The sequence below is a fragment of the Paenibacillus sp. FSL R7-277 genome (assembly GCF_000517965.1).
Taxonomy (GTDB): domain Bacteria; phylum Bacillota; class Bacilli; order Paenibacillales; family Paenibacillaceae; genus Paenibacillus_AQ; species Paenibacillus_AQ silagei.
Genome location: NZ_ASPX01000115.1, coordinates 147,898 through 163,620, shown reverse-complemented (window position 1 = coordinate 163,620; position 15,723 = coordinate 147,898). Strand labels below are relative to the sequence as shown.

Here is a 15,723-nt window from a genome sequence, read left to right as displayed (position 1 = left end):
CGCTTAAGCGGTATCTTCAGGCTGAGGCCTGTGAATACAATATGTTTCTACCAGACAAAGGGAGGGTTTCTATTCATGACAAGAAAGACGGCGAAACCGGTTGTGGCGCTGATGGTGCTGACCTTGCTGCTTAGTGTGCTGGCAGGCTGCGGCGGAGGCAATAATAACGGCAACAAGAATACGGCTGAGAATACCGGGGCCAAGGCTACGAACAGCGGCAATGCCACGGCAACAGCTGAGGCTACGGCGGCGGCTGAGGACCTAAGTCCCCTGACACTATCCTTCTTCGCTGAAGACCCTAATCCGAACTGGAACAATATGAAGGATGAGGTCAGCACTGTCATTACGCAAAAGACCGGCGTCACCCTCGATGCCGAATTCGCTGTCGGTGATCCGCAGCAGAAGATTGCCCTCATTGCAGCGGGCGGGGATTATCCCGACATTATCTCGGCTAAAGGCGACATTGGTAAGCTGGTGGATGCCGGCGCGGTCCTTGATCTGACTGATCTAATCGATAAGCATGCCCCTAACATTAAGCGCGTGCTTGGCGATAATCTGGCCCGGGCCAAGTACACGAATGAAGACCAGTCGATCTACGCTATCCCAACTTGGGCAGCAGTGGATGAGAAGAAATTCGTAGCGGGCGGAGGCTTCGAGCTGCAGCACCGGGTATTGAAGGAAGCCGGGTATCCTGAGATCCGCACGGTGAAGGATTATGAGAACGTAATCAAAGCCTATCTGGAGAAGCACCCTACGGATGAGAACGGCAACAAAAACATCGGCGTCTCCCTCAACGCGGATGACTGGCATATGTACATTTCCGTTACCAACCCTGCGGTAGCTACAACCGGCGGCTCCGATGACGGAGAATATTACATCGATCAGGAGACGCATGAAGCGATCTACCACTTCCGCCGCCCGGAAGAGAAGGAGTATTTCCGCTGGCTGAACCACATGAACGATATCGGCCTGCTTGACAAGGAGAGCTTCGTGCAAAAATACGACCAGTACAAAGCCAAAGTAGCGACTGGACGCGTGCTTGGCCTAATTGACCAGGACTGGGACTACAATGACGCACAGCAGGCGCTCAAAGCCGCCGGCAAATTCGATCAGACTTACGGACATTATCCGGTCACCTTAACTGAAGAATACAAGGAAACCAGCTTCTGGCCTACCGGCTTCATGGGCGGCTACGGCATCTCTATCTCCACCACTAACCCCGACCCGGTGCGGACGATCAAGTTCCTGGATTACCTGGCCTCCGATGAAGGACAGATCCTGAACAATTGGGGTATTGAAGGCAAGCACTATAAAGTGGAGAACGGCAAACGCGTAGTTCCGCAAGAAGTCCAGGACCGCATCAACAATGACAACACCGCCTTCACGAAGGAAACGGGCATTGGCTTCTACTGGAATATGATGGTCCACTACGGCGACGGGGCCAAGGATTCCACCGGCAACTACTACACCAAGAACTTCCCTGAGCAGCTCGTGCTTGGCTATAGCGATGTAGAGAAGGAGACACTGGCGGCTTACAAAGCTACGACCTGGAAGGACCTGTTCCCGAAAGAAGAGGAATTCAAGGAGAAAGCCTACGGCGCAGCCTGGAACATTTCGATTCCCGGTGAGGACGAAGTCTCCATTCTGGGCAATAAAATGAAGGATATTACCTGGAAGCGCATCCCGCAGGCCATTCTGGCCAAACCGGCGGAATTCGATAAAATCTGGGATGATTACATGGCCGATCTGGAAAAAGCCGGCGTTAAGAAAATGGAAGCTGGCTATACCAAGTATGTGCAGGACCGTGTGGAGCTGTGGACCAGCAAATAAACAATTCATATAACTTGAGCTAAAATGCACAGATCAAAGGAGTAGTCGCCACTGCGGAGATTTTGAACTTCCGGCCGCTGTTGTTTCCAGATTTGCTGATTAAGACCGCTGGTTGCGGTAGAAATCCGGAAACTGCTGATGCTTCCGAAGCTAGCTTTCCTGCGGAAAGCTTTCAGGCGAACGCTACGCTCCTACAGTTCCAAAATCTCCTCCGTTGCTCCCTCCTATTTTCTAAAGTTTGTAGTTCAACCTATATTTCATTGCAGAAGAACACCCGTGCGGGAAATAGCACGGGTGTTGTTTGCTGTAATAAGGATGGTTAGTGGCTCATCGGATCTAAACGTGTGAGAATTACTTTAACTAACGGCTTGCTGAGGGGTTACCTCACCCCGAATCAGGTACAAGGGGAAGTCTTAATTGTAATTCGTACAACTAAATCGTCCGATGTGCCGCCAAATCTCCGTTTAGATGTAGTTCGTACAATTAAAATGCCCTTATATCTGGATTTTCGCCCATCCGGGCAAATGTAGTTGTACAGACTACAATTAGAAGAGGATGTCCAACCGTTTCACAGTTTTTAGTTGCACAGAATACACTTATCCCTGTTTTTTCGCTATAAACATAGCTTCACTCCTTACTGCACTTATGGAATAAATCACTTGTTTAATTCTGATGGTCTAATAGCTATGCAGCTCGTGGTAAGTTTTGTTAATCATTTCGGTGTATATGGAAGGCGGGTATTCCTTCACCTGATCGTAGGCAAATTGGGACAGCCGCAGTGCTTCCTCCTTCATGCCCCGGCGCATACAGATCTGTGCGCGGTAAGCATAAGCTGTCAGCAGGTTGGCGCGGTCAAGCGGGTGGTAGACCTGATCACCCGGCTCGGCTTTGGACAGGCTGATCAGCGCTTCATCGTCCTGGCCGAGATGATACCTTGCGATGCCGGACATGAGCTGGACGCTGGATGCGTAATGTTCATCCTCCTGCGGATACCGCTCCGCCAGCGCAAGAACCTTGCTGTACTCTCCCTTAGCTACCGCAAGTCTGATCTCTCCGATCACCACCAGCTTCAGTGAATCCTCAGATTCGGTGAATTCTGCGAATGCTCTGGCCTTTTTCATGGCCTGCTCTGCCGCCAAGGTCTCTCCTTCGGTCAGCGCCAGGATACCGAGCACCCGGTACAGATGATCCGTCATATAGTAGATTCCCTCTTCCCGTGAAACCTGCAGTGCCGCCAATGCAGCTTCACGGCTTCCCGCATAATCCCCCAGGGCAGACAGACTAATACTCTCGGCATAATGAAGATCGATTTCAAAGATAAAATCATTTCCCACCTTGTTATCCTCATACTCCTTGCGGACCCGCCGGATCAGCTCCAGCCCGTCCGCGTATCTGTTCTGTGCGAAATTCAGGGCATAGGAAATATACTGCACCTTCGCCCGTTCCACGAATAAGCCGAAGCGTTCATAGATCAGTGCTGCCCGCTCCAGCTCCGCTTCCCCGCCTCCGGCTCCCGTATAGAAAAGGGAACTTACATAGAACTCCAGCAGACGCGCAGCATCAATCGTCATCGGAAGCGTACGCTCCGTGAGCGGCTGAAGCCGCTGGATGACCTCCCTGTAATTCTTCGCCTTGAACTCAGCCTCCATCTCCCGGACAAGCGGAGCAAGCTCCGCCTCCTCCTCGCCTTCGAGGAAGTAGCCCGGATCAACTCCCAGCCTGCCGGCCAGAACCTGCAAGCTGTTCATCGAGGGCAAGGCGCGTCCATTCTCAATTTGACTCAGCATGCTCTTGGTCATATGGTCTCCGGCAAGGTCCGTCTGCGTAAGCCCCTTAGCCTTGCGCAATTGCTTGACTTTCTCTCCGATGGTTTGTTTGGTGGTCATCTGCTTGCCAACTTTCCAGGTAGCTTTTCTTTTCAGTATAGCTTACCTATACCCTAAGAGAAAGCTGGAAATACGCTAAAGTTAAATTATATTAAACTTTTTGTTGTATTCTTCAACTTTTACTCATACAATAAGTTTAATTAAACTTAACTTTTCGATCAAAGGGAGTGCTATTATGTCTCAAATAACATCCGCAGCCCATGATAAGGCAGCGACTAACCGTAACATATTTCTCTTCTTCAGCAGCAAGCTGGTCTCTGTTCTCGGCTCCAGTATGTACACCTTCGTAGCTGGTCTGTTCATTCTGAATGAGACTGGGTCAGGGAGCAGCTTCGCCGTTACACTGCTGTGCGGGCTGCTGCCCGGTATATTGCTGTCCCCCTTCGCCGGTGTGCTCGCCGACAGAGTTAACCGCCGCAGGCTGCTGATCGGCTCGGACCTGGCCAGTGCCTTGATTATGACCCTGGCCTTTCTATTCGTCTCGCTGGAGGGAATGTCCCTATGGACTATCTATCTGTCGCTCATTCTATTATCTATCTGCTCTACCTTCTATAGTATCTCAGTCTCCTCCTCGATGATGATGCTTGTAGACAGCGGCTCCGTCCAGCGGGCCGGATCACTGAATCAGATTGCCGGATCGGCTGGCCACCTGCTGGCTCCGATTCTCGCCGGTCTTCTGTATGCCTTCCTTCCCCTTCAGGATTTCATGCTGCTGAACGCGGCAGGCTTCACCGTTTCGACCGTGATGGGCTGCATGCTGAGATACAAGCCGATTCCACGGCTTCATGCTGCCCTTGAACCTGCCGAAGCCGCTGGCCCCCAGCCGCTCCGCGAACGTCTGGGCACTGCTGTTAACGGGGTACGCACGAATCTGAAGGAAGGCTTCGCTTATGTGATCCGCCGTCCGGTCCTCCGCTCCCTGATGGGGATTGTGTTCTGGATTAATTTCTTCGTCGTCGCCCTGAATGTTGTGCTGCCCTACGTTGCAGTACAGACACTCGGACTCTCCTCGAAGCAATATGGAGTCCTCGAAGCGATGCTGGCGGCAGGCGTACTGCTGATGTCGCTGCTGCTTGCTATACTTCCCCAGAGCAAGAGTCCGGTGAAGCCGATCCTCGGAGGCTTAAGCGCGCTGGGAGTGTTATTCCTCGCACTGGCGGTTCCACTGCTGCTGCATTTCACCCCGAAGGCCACCTTCCTTCTCTTCCTGCCGCTGCTGGTCCTTATCGGCGTCATGATTATGGTCATTAATATTCCGATTCAGGTCTATCTGCAGCAGACCACCGGGGAAGAGTATCGTGGACGCGTATTCGGGCTGGTGGAGGGCATCGCCGGTTCCATCGCTCCGCTCGGAATGCTGCTCTATGGATTCCTCCTCGACCGGATTCCCGGCTCGTTCATTCTGCTCGTCTCCGGTGCAGCTATTCTGGCGGTCACGCTGGCCGGACGGAGAGGCCTCGTCCGCAGCGGTGCCGCTGATCAACAGGCCGCTCAGGGGAAGACAGAGCAGGCGGGGGGCTGAATGTCTGAATTGACCATAGCTGGCAAGCTGTCCAATTGATACGCTTAACGCAGCAGAATCTAATCAAGGAGGCGGAACGTTATATGTACGCGCACCACAGGCAGACGCTGGAGAAGCTGGCGGAGAAGCTGGAGCAAGACCCTGCTTGTCTGGCGGCAATCACCAGCGGATCTGTAGCCAAGGGAACCGCCAGCGAGACCTCGGATGTGGATGTTCATCTGGTCTTCACCGATGAAGCCTATGCGGAATATGAGCAGAACGGCAGGCTCTCCTACGTGGACCGGGAAGTCAGCACCTATGAAGGCGGATATGCCGATATCAAGGTGATCAACCGCCGGTTTCTGGAGCTTGCCGCCCGGCGCGGCAATGAGCCGACGAGGTATGCTTTTACCGGTGCAGAGGTGCTATTCTCCAGAATCCCGGAGCTGGATGAGCTCGTGGCCCGGATTCCCGTCTATCCCGAGGAGAACCGCGAGCGTAATTTGCGGGAATTCTGTGCCCAGATCTACCTGTACGGGCTGTATTTCGCCAAGGAAGCGGGCCAAAAAAATGACGCCTACCTGCTCGCTCATACGGCGGGCCAACTGGTGTTTTTCAGCGGACGGATGATTCTGGCGTATAACCGGCTGCTTTTTCCAAGCCACAAAGGGCTGCTGGATGCTGTCGATGCTGCGGAAGCCCAGCCGAAGAATTTCCGTACACTGGCAACAGAGCTGCTTCAATCGCCCAGTGCACATAAGAGTGTGCGCTTCGCCGCGAAGATGCTGACTTTCTATAATCATGGCTTGTCCTTCGAGCAGGCACTCGGGATCTATGTGCTGAACAACGAGCGTGCCTGGATGGAGCAGCCTCCTTCCTTACAGGATCGCTAGTGTAGACAGACATTCATATTTGGCATACTTACTGGAACCTCCAGCGGACTAGTGAAACAGCAAACAGCGGCCCCCACAAAGGGAGTCGCTGTTTGCTGTTGCTGGAATTAGCTGCTGTCAATGGTCTCACTCTGCTAGCACAATCGCTATAGTGGAAGCACCTCAGAGACCCGGCGCCGCTGCGCCTCAGCCATGATCCGGGCTTGCAGCTGCACCCGTTCCCAGGTAGCACTCAGGCCCTCGGCCTGCTGCCCGCTCATGATCGCTGCAAAAGCCTCCAGCTGGCCCACATAATAGTTCAGCGGTTCGAATTCGCATAGGGTGGTACGATTGTCCGGCAGATCATGCCGGATTTTGAGCTTATAGAACCCCTTGATCGGCCGGAAGAAATCGGGGACCGTCAGCACGGTATGGTCGAAATACAGGGTATGCGAGGCCCGGAAGGGCAGCTCAAAGGAAGTGAGGCACTCGGCCCGCAGCCCGTTCTTGTATTGCAACGCCGCCTGAAAGGTCCAATCGCAGCCATCCGGCCCGTCAAAGGCCGACTGTGCCAGGATCTCCTCCGGCTGTAGACCAGCAAGGGTCTGCACGAATTGCAGCCAATAGCAGCCCAGATCGGCAAAAGCGCCTCCGCCCTTCCCCCTGACACTCCGGTAATTGCCGGCATGCCTGTTCTTGGCAGGAACGGAGATTCGGGTGCTGATCCTGCGCAGCGCGCCGAATTCGCCCGAATCGACGATGCCCTTCAGCGCCTGCTGCCAGGGGTGACAGGCAATCATCAGCCCCTCGGTGAGCTTCGGGGCTGCAGGGTTCTCCTTCGCCAGCCTTAACTGCTCCGCTTCTTCAGGATGGAGACAGATCGGCTTTTCCACCAATACATGCTTGCCCGCATTCAAGGCCCGGATCGCCCACTGCGCATGTAACTCATTGCTGAGCGCAATATATACTCCATCCAGATCGTCCAGCTCCAGCAACTCGTCCAGACTAGCCGCCACATAGGGAATTTGGTACGCCTCGGCCATGGCCTCCGCTTTCGCCAAGGTACGGTTGGCAATCGCCGTGATCTTCACCTTGTCCACTATCCGTGCCGGCTCCAGCATCGCTGGAACCGCAATACTCGAGGCGCCCAGAATGCCGAGCTTATAGCTTGGCTCCTCTACCACACTGCTCATATCTGAGCCAGCGCAGCATAGGTGTTGAGGTACAGCACATTACATTTGGAACAGCCCGGGGACAGGCCTTCGTCCAGAATCCGCCGCAGCCGGTCGTAGCGCGCTGAATTCCATATTTCGGTGAGCGAGTATTCATTCACATTGCCAATCGCCAGCTCGCCAAAAAATTTACAGGCACTCACCATCCCGTTCGGGGCAATATCCACCCGGGTGCTGAGTGCCAGACATTTGGAGGTACTGCGGGATGCCATCGGCTTCCCGGCCACGAAATCCTCAATCTCATCAAAGTCCAGCCCCGGCTGATAACGGATTCGGGTATTATTCCAGGTATTGCTGTTAATCCGGCGCAGGTCTTCCGTCAGTCTGCTGATATTCTCCGGCTTGATATGGTATTTGAACGCATGCCAGCTGCTCCGGTGATCCGGCGGAAGCTCGGCCAGCCACTGGAAGTGTTCATCGTAGAAGCGGTCCATCGCAAAACTGGTGTCTTCCGAGATATACCATGGGAAGCAGAGCAGGACCAGATCGACGCCTTTTTGTTCAAAAAATTCCACCAGCTCGTACAACCGGCCGATCATATTGTCATTAATCACGTTGTGCACCGAGATCCGGCCGCGGAAGCGGCCCTGCTCGCGCAGCTCCAGCAAACGGTCAACGGCGTCGATGACCTTCTGGAACGAATTCTTGCCGCGCAGGAAATCATGCTCCTCCTGGAACCCCTCGATCGGGATCAGCAGCTCCAGATTGTCCGAGATTGCACACAGTTCCTCCTCAAACTTAGGGATCATATAGGCATTGGTACAGATCGTAGTATCGCGGGGATGCTCCTTAAGAAGGTCCAGAATCTCCTTGGCCTGCCGGTGAAACAACGGCTCGCCTCCCCATAAATACAGGCGGGACTGCGCTTCATCCGTCTCCTCCAGCAGCCTCTGGATCATTCCCAGATCCATATCCAGGTTCTGCTCTGCGGTATCCATATCATGATGGTAGCCGGATTCATTCCACTGGTAGCAATGCTTGCAGCGGAGATTGCAGCGGTTGGTCAGCTTGAGGGACATAATCTCCGGCATCACTGTCTTGAAGCCGGGATCATGCTTGCGTTCCCTGTGCGGGACCACCACATTCTTGATCGTACGTTTCAATGCCTCGAAGGACTGCTCGTCCAGACTCACTCTGCTGGTTGGCTGCATTAGCTTCTCCCTCCTGCTGTGGATAATTGTTCAGCATAGCTTGCCGCATAGTCCGGGTATTGACCTCTGGCAGCTCTGAGATTATTCGCCAGCTTGCGAAGTACATCATCATCATATCCTGACTCGGCCCACTCCCCGTAAGTAATACCGTAACCAAGCCCGACCCACAAATCACTGTTGATCTTCTCATGCGGGCCGAAGGGGTCGAGCAGCACCAGCGGTGTGCCCGAAGCCAGGGAATCTATCAAAGCGCCGCCGCCCGGCTTGCTGATGACTGCGGACGCCTGCCGGATGACTCCGTACATCCCCTCCCCGTAGCTCTGGCAGGGCGGGAAACGCTCTGTCCGGTTACCGGTTACCTCTGCAAACGGCGGGAAGGTATACTGCCCGCTGTCGTCCTTCGTCCAGGTCCGCCACTGCGGATCATTCATATAATAACGTCTGCCGCGGACAGGCCCGCCGATCTCCTCAATGCTGTAAGCGGCAATATCCAGCTCGTACCCCGCCGACTCCAGCGCGTCAAATTTCTCGCGGAAGGTGCCGATTCCCCAGCCGCCCCCATGAACGACCAGCCGCCCGTTCCTCGCCGCAGCAGGCAGTGCTTCCCCAGATCCGGCATCGATGCTGCACAGAATCTCCTGCTTCCCGGGATCATACATACTTACTTCATGGTAGCCTTCTGCGTAAGCCGGATTCAGCTTGCGCAGATTCTTCCACGATGGCGACAGGTCAGCGTCAATATACAGCAGGTCAGCATACACGCTTACCCCCGCCAGCTCACGGTACTGGTCCATAACATGCACCCAATGCCCGGACAAGACGATGAAGTGCTGCCGTTCCTCCTGCTTCCATTGCTGCAGCAAATGCTCAACGGCTGCGGGATCAAGGCTGCTTCTTATATCGGACGGTATTTTCTGAGAAGTCAGGGCTACGGCGAAGCTCTGCTGGTACGCCCTGCGGCTGTTGTCTGTCTGTTCCTTTTTGCGCTCAGGCATTAAGGCCTCAAACACCTCAACCTCCGCCTGAAGGCCCAGCCCGGTTAACTTGCGTTCCAGCAGCAGACCAGGAACATAGAAACCAAGGCCAAAGCCCGAGCATAGAATCGTCACGGTGTTATTCATTGGAGGGTTCCTTTCTTTATCGCAGGATAGTATAGCCTGTGCGCATGAGAGATTCGTCCAGCGAACGGATGAGCCCATGCTTGCTGTCTTCACTCCGGTAAGTCAGGGCCGCATACAGCTTGCCCTTTGTGGAACCGGCAGCACGGGAGGGGTCCAGCGGCTGGAGCGCGCTAGAGGTCAAGGGCATCACACCTTCACCTGCCCGCAGCGAGAATAAAACCCCCGTCTCCTCCATCCGCTCCAGCAGCTCCTCATAATGAACCTTGCCCATAGCCGCCAGCGGTACCTGAATCAGACAAGTGTGCATGCCCTCCTGCTTGAACCGGCGGTCTACATGATGCTTGATCAGACTCATCGACTTGCGGGCATTGATCTCTACCAGAGGCGCCAGGCTTCCGTCACGCAGCAGCATGGAATCAACACACACCTCACCGTAATATCCGTCAGCGTGCAGCTCCCGGCCTATGCTGTGCATGGTCTCCCAGTAGCCTTCCTTGTCCAGCTTATCCAGTAGAGACGGCTGCGGGGAGCGGGATTCTCCGAAGGCGAAGCCCTGGTTCACCAGCTGCTGGGCAGACAAAAGGGTGACCCGGCCTTCCGGATCAATCTGAAACTGGCAGGAGAAGTCTGTCTCCCGGTCCAGCAGAGGCTCAAGGACAAACCGGATTCTTTTGCCCTGATTGCGGCTCGATTCCAGATGCCCGGCCATCCGGCGCAGCATACGCTCTGAATCCACCAGCTGATTCCCTTTACCGGATACCCCATACTCGTCCTTGATCAGGAAAGCCCCCTTCTCCAGCAGTGCTTGTCCCGATTGCAGCAGCTCCTCCAGACTGTCGACCACTACCGCAATATTCGGCAGTCCCAGCCGGTCCCGCATCGCTGTAGAATAGCTCTTGGTATTCACCGCCCGTACAATCTCTTCATCAGGCAACGTAGGCAAAAGCTTGTACCGGCTAACCGCCTCCTGTGTCCCGGGAAGCACGGCGAAGGGCTCCAGCAGCGCTCCTTCCGGTATTAAGCGGTCCGGTTCCTGCCCGGCGTCCATCCGGCCCAGCAGTTCAAATATATTCAGCGCCGCCTGTGCGGGAACAGACTCCACTGTCTCCAGGCGGAGCGCATCCATATTGGTGCTGAAAGCATAACCGAGCGATTGAAGATAGTCATATTGTGCCCGGTTCATCCCCTGGCGGGTTAAGAGCACATCGCCGCTCCCGCAAAAGACAAACAGCATTTCATCCATCGCCTGCACGATAGCCAGCGCCTTCGCATCGGGAATGGCCGGCAAGGAGGCCAGATCCTCCTCCCGCCAGTACCGCTCCGACTCCAGGCTGCCGCAGTGCACAGCATTCCTCATCATACGGCAAGCCCGGCGACATAAGCGGAGAACCGGTCCACTGATTTCAGATGCTCCAGATCAAAGGTGTCGAAATCTACCTCTATATTGAATTCATCCTCGACTCTCAGAATAAAATTAATGATCTGCAGGGAGTCAAGTGCGGCGTCCAGGGTCAGGTCAGAAGCTCCGCTGAGCGTCTGAAGCAAACCTGGTTCCTCCTTGATTTCGGCAATAATCTCAATGACTTTCTGCTGCATGTGTCTACCCCTTTCAGGTTGCGGAATTGGAATGAATAGCATGAATATACCAAATTTTAAGTTGTTAATATATGGTTGAATGCGCCAAAATATTGAGATATACTAGGGTGGATTCCAGTCATCCAACATAAGGAAGCAGGAAACGGAGGTTTGTTTATGGAAGCTTTTCCGGTATTTACGGGGGATTATTTATTCGACTCCTCTTCCCCCGTACAAATGCTCCTGACTCAAAATACGGTCACTTCCGTACGTCATCAGCACGATTTCGTAGAGCTGGCCTACGTGGTTCAAGGGACAGGCATTCATCTGGCAGGTGAGGATAAAATGCAGGTGGTGCAGGGGGATGTTCTAGTGATTCCGCCGGGGATATCCCATGTCTTTCATCCGCAGGATCTGAGCGGTACCGAGCCGCTGCTGATCCTGAATTGTATGCTCAGGCCCGGGCTTGACAGTGTGCTCAGAGAGCTGCCGGGTCCCTTGTCCGAAGAGGCCCGCTTGCCGCTGCTTAAGCTTCTGGAGGTGCGGAAATGGTTCGGATACAGGGAGAAGAATAAGGAAATCTTCTTCCTGCTCGGGCGGCTGCAGGGGATGCTGAACTCTGGCCCGCTTATGGATGAGCAGCGTCTATACCCGCCGCTGCTGGAGCTGGCCAAGCTGATTATGCCCGCAGCAGACACTCCCTTCGCCGAACGCCCGGGACCGCAGTATGACCCGCTGCATGATGTCCTCCTATATATGATCAGTAACTATAGTGAGCGGATCACGCTGAATGAGATGAGCCGCCAGCTTGCGGTGAGCTCCCGCCAGTTCCAGCGGCTGCTTAAGAATAAGACCGGCAGGTCCTACATCCAGATCTTCCAGGAGATCCGGATGAAATACAGCTGTATCCTGCTCCTGTTCACGAAGCTTGGCGTCCAGTCCGTGGCCCTTGAGGTCGGCATTTACGACATGAAATACTTCTACCGGCTCTTCCGCGAATTCAGCGGCATGACTCCCGCTTCTTATCGCGACCGGCTGCACAGCCACTTCTGCTCGGCGAAGGAGATGATGAGCAGTGTTGAACATTGCTCCTGTTAAAAGTACCCACTACCCTAAGCTGCGCAGCTGTATTGATGATTGCATCCAGTCTGTAGCACAGTGGCAGGGACTGGACAGCAAAGGCATGTACGGCGATGCCTGGCAGATGTTCCTGGATGAGCCGCAAGCCCCGGACCAGCCTTTGATTGAGCGGATACGGCTGCCCCGGATCAATACCGGCTATCTGTCCGCGTATCATGGCCTTACCTTCAGTTATATAGAACGGACTGAACCGGCAATGGATAGAAACTATATGCTTGACCTGCTGGAGAATCAGCTGTCCTCAGGCATGCCGGTTCTGGTTGGCTTCGATTCCTATGACTGTCCCTGGTGTGTAGCCTACCGCAGGCTGCATACGAGCCATGCCTGTCTTGCCGTGGGCCTGGACAGGGAGAAGAGTCTGATCTATCTAACGGATGCTTACTATGGCAGGGATCTTGAAGCGATAGATTTCAGCATCCTTGAAGGGGCCTGTCATTTCTATGCCTTATTCGGGCGGTGCGAAGTCTCCCGTTCCTGCTCAGATTGGCAGACGATCCTTCAAGAGGTGCTTACCAGCCCTGCCCAACAGATTCGGCCGGATCAAGTGGGCGTCCAGCTCAGGGCGTATGCCCAGGCCTATCTGGAAATAGGGATACAGCCTGATAACTCACCCGAAGCCAGTTCGGCCTTCAAAATCTATGCCAACGCCTTGCCGATCAGCCGAATCCGGTTCAGCCAATTCCTGCAGCTGCTGGAGCGCGAAGGCCCGGCGCCTGCTCTCTCCCGGGCGGCTGAAGACTACCGTCAGGCAGGCGAGCAGTGGGATCTGATCAATCAGTTCATGATTAAGGGGATGTGCTCGGGCAACAAGCCCGCCGCGCGGGTGAAGCTTCACAGGAATATGTGTGAGATCATCCGCCTGGAAGAACAGCTTCTGGAGGAACTGGTAGATTTGGCTATGACTACGCAGCCTAGCAGATAGCTCCTCTACTATACAAAACAAATAGAGCAGCGGCCCCCAACCGGGAACCGCTGCTCTGCTCTTGTTAACCTAACTATACTGCTACTTGCGCACCGAGAGGACGAATCGCTCCAGCGCGCTTATATCCGTAATGCTCTGATTGCAGCCCTGATTATCCAAACATACGTACTGGCCCACGGAAGCAAAATTATCTGCCGCCGCCAGCTCCGGCTTGGTCTTGACGGTCAGGAAGGCAAGCTCCTGCTGCCGGTTGCAGAACAGGCAGTAGCCCTTCTTATGCATCGGCAGCATCCGGCCTTCCACACCAATGAACTGCCCTTCATGCGGATAGACGATGAACAGCTTGTTCGTGGCGATGTCCGCCCAGGCCAGATACGTGACATAACGGAAATCAAACGACTGCAGGTCAGGCAGCTTCATCTTTTTATTCTTGGGAAACAGCTTCTGAATCTGCTTCAGCGTAATCGGCGGAAACGGCTCCAGATAAGGCTCCAGCCCGCTGGTATACTGCTGGAAGTCCTCGGCCTTCTCGAAGGTGGAGATGGCCCGCAGCATCTGCTCCTGCTCGGCGGTCAGTGAAGCGAAGGCCCCCGTCACGTTGAGCTCGGCGCTGTATCTTACGGTCTCCAGGACACGGCGGTCCGCTACCGAACGCAGTGTTTTCAGCACAAAATCCGCTTGTTTCTTAATATAATTATATTGATGGTTTCTAATAAATGTTGGTTTCACAGCTCTTCAGCCCCTTATTATTATTGATTACAGCAATAAGGTGCAGAGCCTGCGATTAGAAACGATATATCTGTTTGGGCGATCAAGATTGTCCTGCCGCGCCCCACGCAAAGTATCGCCCCGGATCAGGCTCTGCATGAGGACTCCCTAGCTAATGAGCAATTCGTTGCCATCCGTGTAACCCCCTATCAACTAACCTGCCAAAATTATAGCAGGAAATTACGGTCGGAACAATTCCAATTGTTATAGGTGTGCACAGCAGATGCCCTGGGATGACGGCGGATGGTGGAGCCGGTTTTTACTGTTTATTTTATAGCAGAAGGGTATTAAAAGATTCCGCATCCAGCTCCAGCTTGTAATGCGTGCCGTCATTCGAGAGGGTAACCGTCCGCGATTCCTTGAACGGATTGGCAATGACGAGGACCCGGCTGCCCTCCGGCGTCTCGAAGGCGACTGCATTGCCGGTCCATTTGCCCTTGAGTCCGATTCTGCTGGAGCCGGGACCCACGAAATGGGCGAAATGCTTCATGACATAGAACTCAGGATTGTTCACTGCCTTGACGCCTCCAGGGTCTACAGTAATCATGGAGTTCTGTTCCCATCCCCACGTACTGCGCCCCTTAGGCAGCAACACCATATTCCAGTAGATATACGCGTTCACGCCGTTAGTGAAATAATGCTGATACAGATTAAATACGTATTTGGCATAAAACCAGGTGTTCTCCCCGTCCCCGCATTCGTTCTCCGTCTGCATATAACGCAGTTCAGGATAGGCCTGTACCGTACGCTGGATGCCGTATTTGCCTGCCCACTGGTAGCCGACTCCCTTCACATACTTGTAAGCTTCAGGATCACTTAATACTGTATGGGCATAGGCATCGAAGCTGCTGTCCTTCTTCTTCATCCACTCGTCCCAAGGCTCCGGCGCGTTGATCGTGCCCAGCCAGATCTCCGTAGCAAGTCCATGCTGTTCAAAAGCCGGCCCCAGATAATCCCGGATGAATTCCAGCAGTTGCCCGCCGGTCCATACGCAGGAAGGGAATTTCTGATCGGCCACCACTTCGTTCTGAACATGTACCTGATGAATGGTAATTCCCTCTTCAGCATAAGCCTGGACGAACTTCACAAAGTAGAGCGCATAGGCCTCCAGAATATCCTTCTCCCAGCGCAAGCTGCCGTAATTGTAGACGCGCGGGAATTTCATCCACGTTGGCGGACTCCAGGGGGAAGCGAATAATTTCAGCTCCGGGTTCAGCTTGAGAGCCTCGCGGATATAGGGGATCAGATACTTGCGGTCCCGCTCGATGGAGAAATGCTCCATGGCGTAATCGCCGTCGGTCTCATTCAGGCTGTACCATTCCAGGGCATAGTCGCTGGCCCCGATCGGCAGGCGGCAAATGCTGAACCGGTGATCCCCTTCCGGGTGAAACAGCGAATGCAGCACAGCGCTTCTGTCCTCGTCTGCGAGGATATTCAGCGCCTCGAACCCCAGCTCGTTGAAGCATCCGCCGAACCCTTCGATATTCTGATGTAATTGTCCGGTGAACGCCAGATCCACTGCTTCGGCAGTGGTGGCTTCCAGGGGATGGGATACCCAAGGCTCATTTTCTGTACTCGATATCCATACTTGTCCTGTCACGTCCACGCTTATGCCCCCAATGCTGTAGATGTTTATTATATAAAACACACTTAAGGTTTGGACTGGGAGCTTGGTCGTCACTACGGTGAACATTTGGCCCTCCGGCCGCTGCCCAGTTTGGATTT

At 54.2% G+C, this 15,723-nt stretch carries 13 protein-coding genes; 5 read left to right on the top strand and 8 right to left on the bottom strand.

Annotated features, from left to right (window positions below):
- Positions 1–75: 75 nt before the first annotated feature.
- Positions 76–1,830 (top strand): ABC transporter substrate-binding protein, encoded by a 1,755-nt coding sequence (locus tag C173_RS28655; protein WP_036731657.1) that lies wholly within the window; start codon positions 76–78, stop codon positions 1,828–1,830.
- 677 nt (positions 1,831–2,507) lie between these two features.
- On the opposite strand, the gene C173_RS28650 is transcribed toward C173_RS28655, so the two are convergent.
- Positions 2,508–3,716 (bottom strand): helix-turn-helix domain-containing protein, encoded by a 1,209-nt coding sequence (locus tag C173_RS28650; RefSeq protein WP_036731655.1) that lies wholly within the window; start codon positions 3,714–3,716, stop codon positions 2,508–2,510.
- Between the two features lie 175 nt (positions 3,717–3,891).
- Here C173_RS28650 and C173_RS28645 point away from each other — a divergent pair, with 175 nt between their 5' ends.
- A complete protein-coding gene (locus C173_RS28645) occupies positions 3,892–5,238 on the top strand; it encodes an MFS transporter (protein WP_051478568.1) in 1,347 nt (448 codons plus the stop codon).
- 83 nt (positions 5,239–5,321) lie between these two features.
- On the top strand, positions 5,322–6,110 hold the full coding sequence (locus C173_RS28640; protein ID WP_036731653.1) for a nucleotidyltransferase domain-containing protein: 789 nt from the start codon (positions 5,322–5,324) through the stop codon (positions 6,108–6,110).
- A 146-nt stretch (positions 6,111–6,256) separates the two neighbouring features.
- Here C173_RS28640 and C173_RS28635 read toward each other — a convergent pair whose 3' ends face one another.
- From C173_RS28635 to C173_RS28615, 5 genes are read right to left on the bottom strand one after another with little or no spacing between them, the layout of a single operon-like run.
- Positions 6,257–7,282 carry a Gfo/Idh/MocA family protein gene (locus C173_RS28635; RefSeq protein WP_036731651.1) on the bottom strand — a complete coding sequence of 342 codons (1,026 nt, stop codon included), beginning with the start codon at positions 7,280–7,282 and terminating at the stop codon, positions 6,257–6,259.
- A complete protein-coding gene (locus C173_RS28630; protein WP_036731650.1) occupies positions 7,279–8,472 on the bottom strand; it encodes a radical SAM protein in 1,194 nt (397 codons plus the stop codon). Before C173_RS28630 ends, C173_RS28635 begins: the two co-directional genes overlap by 4 nt.
- Complete coding sequence (locus tag C173_RS28625) at positions 8,472–9,593, bottom strand: hypothetical protein (RefSeq protein WP_036731648.1); 1,122 nt, start codon at positions 9,591–9,593, stop codon at positions 8,472–8,474. The genes C173_RS28630 and C173_RS28625 overlap by 1 nt, the downstream gene beginning before the upstream one ends.
- A gap of 16 nt (positions 9,594–9,609) precedes the next feature.
- The gene (locus tag C173_RS28620) at positions 9,610–10,953 is read right to left on the bottom strand and encodes a hypothetical protein (RefSeq protein WP_036731645.1); all 1,344 of its coding nucleotides are present in this window, start codon (positions 10,951–10,953) and stop codon (positions 9,610–9,612) included.
- Entirely contained in the window at positions 10,950–11,189 is a 240-nt protein-coding gene (locus tag C173_RS28615; protein ID WP_036731643.1) for an acyl carrier protein, read from the bottom strand. The genes C173_RS28620 and C173_RS28615 overlap by 4 nt, the downstream gene beginning before the upstream one ends.
- 156 nt (positions 11,190–11,345) lie before the next feature.
- Here C173_RS28615 and C173_RS28610 point away from each other — a divergent pair, with 156 nt between their 5' ends.
- Together C173_RS28610 and C173_RS28605 are read left to right on the top strand one after the other, a co-directional pair.
- Positions 11,346–12,266, top strand: coding sequence for an AraC family transcriptional regulator (locus C173_RS28610; RefSeq protein ID WP_036731641.1), 921 nt, complete (start codon positions 11,346–11,348; stop codon positions 12,264–12,266).
- Positions 12,244–13,230 (top strand): hypothetical protein, encoded by a 987-nt coding sequence (locus tag C173_RS28605; protein ID WP_036731639.1) that lies wholly within the window; start codon positions 12,244–12,246, stop codon positions 13,228–13,230. Before C173_RS28610 ends, C173_RS28605 begins: the two co-directional genes overlap by 23 nt.
- An 81-nt stretch (positions 13,231–13,311) precedes the next feature.
- Here the strand turns inward: C173_RS28605 and C173_RS28600 are convergent, their stop codons facing one another.
- Positions 13,312–13,959: a FusB/FusC family EF-G-binding protein gene (locus C173_RS28600; protein WP_036731637.1), complete on the bottom strand. Its 648-nt coding sequence runs from the start codon at positions 13,957–13,959 to the stop codon at positions 13,312–13,314.
- Between the two features lie 310 nt (positions 13,960–14,269).
- The gene (locus C173_RS28595) at positions 14,270–15,541 is read right to left on the bottom strand and encodes a glycoside hydrolase family 30 protein (RefSeq protein WP_235192072.1); all 1,272 of its coding nucleotides are present in this window, start codon (positions 15,539–15,541) and stop codon (positions 14,270–14,272) included.
- Between the last annotated feature and the right edge of the window lie 182 nt (positions 15,542–15,723).